Annotated in this window: 4 protein-coding genes; all 4 read left to right on the plus strand. The window is 64.8% G+C overall.

Going from position 1 to position 3,622, the window contains the following annotated elements; translation table 11 throughout:
* Positions 1 to 1,144: response regulator (locus B3547_RS14600; RefSeq protein ID WP_292964261.1), on the plus strand; the 1,144-nt coding region annotated here is incomplete at its 5' end.
* A gap of 145 nt (positions 1,145 to 1,289) precedes the next feature.
* Positions 1,290 to 2,360: a recombinase RecA gene (recA, locus tag B3547_RS14605; protein WP_124808679.1), complete on the plus strand. Its 1,071-nt coding sequence runs from the start codon at positions 1,290 to 1,292 to the stop codon at positions 2,358 to 2,360.
* A gap of 136 nt (positions 2,361 to 2,496) precedes the next feature.
* Entirely contained in the window at positions 2,497 to 3,333 is an 837-nt protein-coding gene (locus tag B3547_RS14610) for a class I SAM-dependent methyltransferase (RefSeq protein ID WP_292964264.1), read from the plus strand.
* Between the two features lie 68 nt (positions 3,334 to 3,401).
* Positions 3,402 to 3,622 (plus strand): alanine--tRNA ligase-related protein (locus B3547_RS14615; RefSeq protein ID WP_292964266.1); only part of this gene is annotated, 221 nt, incomplete at its 3' end.

Raw genomic sequence — 3,622 nt, forward strand, 5'->3', positions numbered from 1 at the left:
CACCAAGATGCAGGCCGTGGGCCAGCTCGCCGGCGGCGTGGCGCACGATTTCAACAACGTGCTGACCGCGATCATCGGGTATTGCGACCTCATGCTGATGCGCCACACGCCGGGCGACAGCGACTACGACGATATCCAGCAGATCAAGGCCAATTCCAACCGCGCGGCATCGCTGACGCGCCAGCTGCTCGCCTTCTCGCGCCAGCAGACGCTGCGCCCCGAAGTGCTGCAACTGCCCGACGTGGTGGCCGAGGTGTCCACCCTGCTCAAGCGGCTGCTGGGCGGCAAGATCCAGCTGGAAGTGACGCATGACCGCGACCTTGGCTTCGTGCGGGCCGATCCGGTGCAACTGGAACAGGTGCTGCTTAACCTGGCGGTCAACGCGCGCGATGCCATGGCCGACAACAAGAGCGGCGGGGTGCTGCGGCTGATGACCCGGCGCATCACCGCCGCCGACGTGCGCGGGATGAAAAGCGATATCCTGCCGATCGGCGATTACACTGCGCTGATCGTCGAGGACAACGGCCACGGTATCAAGCCGGCGCTGCTCGGCAAGATCTTCGAACCGTTCTTCACCACCAAGGAAAAGGGCAAGGGCACCGGGCTCGGGCTTTCGACGGTCTATGGCATCGTCAAGCAATCGGGCGGGTTCATCTTCGCCGAAAGCGAGGTAGGCCGGGGCACGCGGTTTTCGATCTACCTGCCGGTCCATGCCCCCGATCCGGCAGCCAGCCTGGAAGGCCCGAAGCCGAAGGCTGATGTCCGGCGCGAATGGAGCGGTGGTGGGCGCGTGCTGCTGGTCGAGGACGAGGACACCGTCCGCGCCGTGGCCGAGCGCGCGCTGGTGCGGCAGGGCTACGAGGTGACCACCGCCGCCGACGGCGAGGAAGGGCTGGAAGCGATCGGCCGGAACGGGCCGTTCGACCTGGTGGTGAGCGACGTGGTGATGCCTTCGATGGACGGCCCCGCCATGGCGCGGGAGATTCGCCGGCTGAAGCCCGATCTGCCGGTGCTGTTCATGTCGGGCTATGCCGAAGAGCAGCTGCGGCGCGATATCGACATCCCCAATATGCACTTTATCGCCAAGCCGTTCTCGGTCGCGCAGATCGTCGCGGCCGTGGAAAAGGTTCTGCGAGGCGCATAAAATCTATAATCTACAATGGTATGGATGATTTTCCGGTGATGCCGGGAAAAATTTTCGTTCCCATCTTGTTCTTATGGAACAAAGTGGGTACATAGTCCCTGTTGACGGTTCAGGTCAGCCATCTCTAGCAAGGGGACGAGAAGCCATGGCGGCGCAGCTCAAGCTCATTCAGGAAGGCAAAGACAAGGAAATGGATCGTCAGAAGGCGCTCGACGCGGCGCTCGCCCAGATCGACCGGGCATTCGGCAAGGGCTCGGTGATGAAGCTCGGCTCGAAGGAGACCATGCAGGTGGAAGCGATTTCCACCGGGTCGCTCGGGCTGGATATCGCGCTCGGGGTCGGCGGCCTGCCGCGCGGCCGCGTGATCGAAGTGTACGGGCCGGAAAGCTCGGGCAAGACCACGCTGGCGCTGCACGTCATCGCCGAAGCGCAGAAGAACGGCGGCACCGCCGCGTTCGTCGACGCCGAGCACGCGCTCGATCCGGTCTATGCCAAGAAGCTGGGCGTCAACATCGACGAACTGATCGTTTCGCAGCCCGATACCGGCGAACAGGCGCTGGAAATCACCGACACGCTGGTCCGTTCCAACGCGATCGATGTGCTGGTGGTCGACTCGGTCGCCGCGCTGGTGCCCAGGGCGGAAATCGAGGGCGAGATGGGCGACAGCCACGTCGGCCTGCAGGCGCGCCTGATGTCGCAGAGCCTGCGCAAGCTGACCGGTTCGATCAGCCGTTCGCGCTGCATGGTGATCTTCATCAACCAGCTGCGCATGAAGATCGGCGTGATGTACGGCAATCCCGAAACCACCACCGGCGGCAACGCGCTCAAGTTCTATGCCTCGGTCCGGCTCGACATCCGCCGCACCGGGCAGATCAAGGACCGTGACGAGATCGTCGGCAACTCCACCCGCGTCAAGGTCGTCAAGAACAAGGTCGCGCCTCCGTTCAAGCAAGTCGAATTCGACATCATGTACGGCGAGGGCATCTCCAAGATCGGTGAGATTCTCGATCTCGGGGTCAAGGCCGGGCTCGTCGAAAAGTCGGGTGCGTGGTTCAGCTACGATTCGATCCGCATCGGCCAGGGGCGCGAGAACGCGAAGAATTACCTGCGCGAGAACAAGGAAGTTTGCGACCGTCTGGAAGCCGCCATTCGCGGCCGCACCGAACAGGTTGCCGAAGGACTGATGGCGGGGCCGGACGCGGACGACGACATCTGATCCTTCAGGCTGACGGGCGCGGGCATCTTCCTCTCGCTCGCGTCCGTCCAGCCAGACCAAAGAACCGGCACGCTCCCCGGCAGGAGCCGTGCCGGTTTCTTGGCGTCGGGAGGGATCGGGAAGAAGGCGAACGAACATGACGGACATCGGCGAATGGCAGGGCGGCGTGGGCCGGAGCTGGGCGGACGAGCACGCCAGGACGGACCGGAGCTTTTCCCGGATGACGCCGCATCTGCTGGCGGCGATCCATGAAGAGCAGGCGCGGTACGTCGTCGATATTGGCTGTGGCGCCGGCGAACTCTCGCTTGCGCTCGCGCGGGCCCGCCCCGATGCGGCAGTCACCGGTGTCGACGTTTCGGCGGACCTGGTGGCGGCTGCGTCGGCACGGGCTGCCGGATTGGAAAACGTGCGTTTCGCCGTTGCCGATGCCTCGACCTGGCAGCCGGAGCAGGCCCCGGACCTGTATGTCTCGCGCCATGGCGTGATGTTCTTTCCCGAACCGCCGGCCGCTTTCGCGCACCTTTCCGCCATAGCCGCGCCGGGCGCGCGAATCGTCTTCTCCTGCTTCCGCACCCCGCGCGAGAATCGCTGGGCGAGCGGGATCGCTTCGCTGCTGCCGGAATCCGGCACATCCGCGTCAGCCCCACCCCCAACTTCAGCCGATCCCTTCGCGCCGGGGCCGTTCGCGTTCGCCGATCCCGATCATGTGCGCACCTGCCTGCGCGGGTGGCGGGACGTGACGTTCACCCCGGTCGATTTCGACTATATCGCCGGAGCCGGACCTGATGCCGTGGCCGAAGCGCTGGCGTTCTTCGGCCGGATCGGTCCCGCGGCGCGGGCGATTCGCGTGATGTCCGAAGCGGAGCGGCCAGCCTTCCTGGAACGGTTGGCAAATCTGCTTGAAAGCTACCGTTCAGGCGATGTCGTCTCGTTCCCCGCGGCGGTCTGGCTGGTGCGCGCGACGGCCGAATAGCATGTGCGATCACATTGATCGGCGAAACGTGCTTGTTCCGGGCCGAACGCTCGCTTAATCGGCGGCTCATGACGTCGACGAACGAAATCCGCCGGTCCTTCCTCGAATACTTCGGCTCGCAAGGGCACGAGGTGGTGCACAGCGCGCCGCTAGTGCCCTACAACGACCCGACCCTGATGTTCACGAATGCGGGCATGGTCCCGTTCAAGAACGTGTTCACGGGGCTGGAAACGCGCGCCGTGCCGCGCGCCACGTCCTCGCAGAAGTGCGTGCGCGCCGGCGGCAAGCA

The sequence above is a fragment of the Novosphingobium sp. UBA1939 genome (assembly GCF_002336885.1).
Taxonomy (GTDB): Bacteria; Pseudomonadota; Alphaproteobacteria; order Sphingomonadales; family Sphingomonadaceae; genus Novosphingobium.